Here is a 3,624-nt window from a genome sequence, read left to right as displayed (position 1 = left end):
ACGATCTAAGTATAGCTTATTCTGAAATATCTATGCTAATTGATGACACGCCCTAATACCTATAATCTCATGGACGTAATAATTATTAGTTTTATCATCAAACCAACCCCTAGTCTCTAGTGTTAGGTTATCAAGTTGAGGTGGTTGAAAATGAAAAATCCAGGTTTTGCTACCATCTTTGTTTAGGACTTCTGCATTATATAATCTAGCAATACTCTCGTATGAAATACGAGCGTTATCATCTAATAAAACCCATGCTAATAAGCGTCGCGCGCCTTCACTATCGAAGGTTTTCATTGGCAGAGTACAAGTAGGGAGTATATTTATTAGTATGGAGTTATCTGCTTTTTTTTTAATCCAGAACTCTCGGCTTAATATACCGTTATCAACACAGTTTCGAGCGAGATAAGCATTATGAAAAAATAGAATTCTCGCAATTTCTATTTGAGGTATATGAACTTTAATACTAGAAGAATGATGACTGTGATAGTCGAATATAAAGGTGTTACCACCACTTTCTGAGTCGAAACCTTTTTGCCAGCTTGAAGTCGATATACCATCTAGGTTCATTGAATAGCCGCCTTTACGGGCCTGACCATCATTAGGATTTATATACCTTCTTTTTGCGAGAGCTGGTAAGTTCGATAGCCTAGTATGTTTTAGAAGATTTGTTTCACCGTCTCTTACGCATAATTCTAGATTCCACGACTTCAAGTGATTGTGCTTAAAAATTTTACCAATGTATCTTATCTGCACATTTTTCGGAAAACTCCTAATTTTCATAAACTTACCTTAGCTATTTCCTTGACAGTAATATTATTAGCCACCTCTAAAAATCTATCAGTCAAAGATGTCATTCTCTGCTCGCTTAACTTTGCTTGTCGTAATACTACCCAACGTGAAAGAACTTCTTTTTTACCAATACTTTTGATCAGTACACGACTTACACGTCTAATCTGATAGTCGCTCACATCTTCACTATACCGGCCCAAGAAAGCCGCTACGAGTGGTAGTTTATCTAAATTTTTTTCGACTGTAGCAATGGAGTTGGTTTGCTGCACCCACCATTTTTTTGATCTACGTGGTGTATACATGTCCCAAATTATTGCTTTATTTTTTTCAACTAACAACCGTACTATTTTAATATCACGCTGATTCCAGTTGATTTTTGTTCCTTCAGGAATATGGTACTTATGATTCTTTTTATTAGTATGCATCAACCATGCTTTATCATTACGATATAACCACGCATAAAGTGCTCGATTAACCGCACGAGCACTTTTTATACTTTTTTGTTCTCTTAGGAGTTGTATCCAAAGATCACGCTTAGATAGGAGGGTGGTGGAATCAATATGCTCAGGCAATGTTGCTTCAATTTCAATTTTAGTCTTTTCAGGTTTTTGAGATTTTACTAACCTTATTATTTCTGGGAATGACCAATCATTACTTATTAGAGCTTCAATAACAATAATATGTTCTAAGTAGCTGAATGATTTCCTGTGCTTACGGAATATGCCATGAAGCCAACTTGTCTCTGTTCCTAAGTGATTTAGACTATATTGTTCAAGTAAACTATCAGACCATCTGTTTTTTATTTTATCAACAATTTGGTCATAATAGATATGCTTTGAACCTCTAAGACAGCCACTGTCTAAAGCAAGCTTTTTATAAAAATCACTCCATTGCACATAGCTAGGTGAAGTCTGGCTCGGCAAATGAAAAAGCTCATTTATCTTTTCTGCAATGAATATATCATCTACACTAGACGATATTTGAATATTAGGTTTGCAATTGTGCGGATCAGGAGCAATAAAGTCGTGGCGAGATATTGATCTATACTCATGAGAAGAATTTAATAACGTTCCATGTTTTAGGCAACAAGTTAATCCTTGAATTTGCCATAGTCTTGACCAGTACCACTCTCCATGATTAGCCAGTTGTTCATCAAAACATCCAGGGCAAAACCTTAAAAATTTAATCGGCGGTAATCGCGAAGCATTTTTACCAATGGCAAGATGAATAGCTCCTTGAGACTGCTCACCCATCCAATGCATACATTTCTGTCTGCGCTCTTCAGGAATAAAAGGGGCGTACAAGGGGAACAAAGTATGTTTATAGGCTAATGTATTAACATCATATAGACCGGTAGGGTAGTGTTTAGTGATTTTAGATAAATGGCACGGTATATCAACAGTTGCTACTACCTTTCTATCTCCAAAAACATCATCGAGCAGTTGTTTTGGGCTGGTGATTCCTGATCTTACTTTTGAGCGAGCTACTGTGCTATAGATAAGTTCATCAGGGTAAGGGATGGGAAAATTTAGCACGTCAACTTACTCTAGGTAGCCAATCATTTATATCAAAAATAAGATTAGTGGACGTTTTTAAATGATCATACAACATCTCTTCTTTGTTCTTTTGGCTGAACTGAAAGCGTAAATCTTCATTGTCCAAGGTATGCCAGTCTTTTTGTTTCAGAAGACTAGCTTTAGCTTTCGATCTACGGGGTTTTATTTTTTTCGTTGAAATGGACTCATCAAGCTTTTCATCTTTCAACCATTCTAGAACTACAACGATCAAATCCGACATAGACGCATTCGGTAGCTTTTGAATGACCTTTTTGACCGTAGGCACTAATAGGGGAGATTCCTGACCAATATCAACTAACATGCGGTGTAATCTGATACTCATCTCATGTCCCTGATACTCAGAAAACTCATCAAACTCAGCCCTTCTTTGCTGTAATTGTGATTGAAGCGTTAGGAGCTTTTTGTCGATATCAGGAATAACTAAGTCCGAGAACTGAGCAATTTTATCAGCTCGTCCAGACCGTAGGGCGTCAATCATAGGATGAATAGGTCTAAGGTCTTCATCATACGTTGCTTGCAGTAAAGGGGCGGTAATGCGTTCTATGCCATGATCTATAGCTCGTAACTGAGCTAAAACAAATATTTTAACAGCAATATCTAGAATACCCTGAGATAGGTCGTACCAACGCTCTCGAACCCGATTAGATAAAATGACATCTGACTTTTTAAGCCATTGAAGTCTCCATAATTTATCGGTAAATTGATTCCATTCTGACCGCATTGTTTTTCCATCACCTAACTTTATATCAGGTTCCTGCTTCATTTGTTCCCAAAAAACTGAACCAAATCCTGCACCACGGCGAGCAGAACGTAGATCAGCTTCGAAAATAAATCTTGCTTTAGGAGTTCCCACCATAACAACTGGAAGTCCGACAGTATTTACGAGAGTGACAAAAAAATTGAGCATTTTTTCAGCGCCCCCTGATTTATTGATACTCAGATGCTGAATCTCATCAATCACTAATATTCCGATAGCGTGATGGTTAGAGATTTGTCGCATCAAATTCAGCAATGTTTCAATACCATGACGTTTTAGAGCATATTTTTTTTCATAATTGGCATCTAGTGCCTGATCGATTGCCCTAAAAAAATGCAGACACAAACTTTTGAGTGAGCCATCATGAGGGCAGTCTACCCTTAGATAAACTATTTGAGTAAAATTTAATTCGGGATGATAAATCACTTGAGGGTAGAGCGATATGAGCTATGCTGAAGAAACCGTAGAGATAAACTTGGTAAACTAACGACTCGATGA

The 3,624-nt window shown here is 37.2% G+C and carries 3 protein-coding genes; all 3 read right to left on the bottom strand.

Translation table 11 applies throughout. The features are described 5' to 3' along the window. Nucleotides 1-30 precede the first annotated feature (30 nt). The 3 genes from EI161_RS13650 to EI161_RS15020 are packed head-to-tail and all read right to left on the bottom strand — an operon-like array spanning nucleotide 31 to nucleotide 3,552. Nucleotides 31-783, bottom strand: coding sequence for a hypothetical protein (locus EI161_RS13650; RefSeq protein WP_192529802.1), 753 nt, complete (start codon nucleotides 781-783; stop codon nucleotides 31-33). Then, nucleotides 780-2,327, bottom strand: coding sequence for a TnsD family Tn7-like transposition protein (locus EI161_RS13645; protein WP_192523613.1), 1,548 nt, complete (start codon nucleotides 2,325-2,327; stop codon nucleotides 780-782). Before EI161_RS13645 ends, EI161_RS13650 begins: the two co-directional genes overlap by 4 nt. Before the next feature lies 1 nt (nucleotide 2,328). After that, nucleotides 2,329-3,552 carry an AAA family ATPase gene (locus tag EI161_RS15020; RefSeq protein ID WP_318779374.1) on the bottom strand — a complete coding sequence of 408 codons (1,224 nt, stop codon included), beginning with the start codon at nucleotides 3,550-3,552 and terminating at the stop codon, nucleotides 2,329-2,331. Nucleotides 3,553-3,624 lie beyond the last annotated feature (72 nt).

The sequence above is a fragment of the Psychrobacter sp. FME5 genome, from assembly GCF_014861375.1.
In the GTDB taxonomy this organism is placed as follows: Bacteria; Pseudomonadota; Gammaproteobacteria; order Pseudomonadales; family Moraxellaceae; genus Psychrobacter.
Note: the sequence above shows the minus strand (reverse complement) of the source record. Positions and strands in the feature narration are given on the sequence as shown.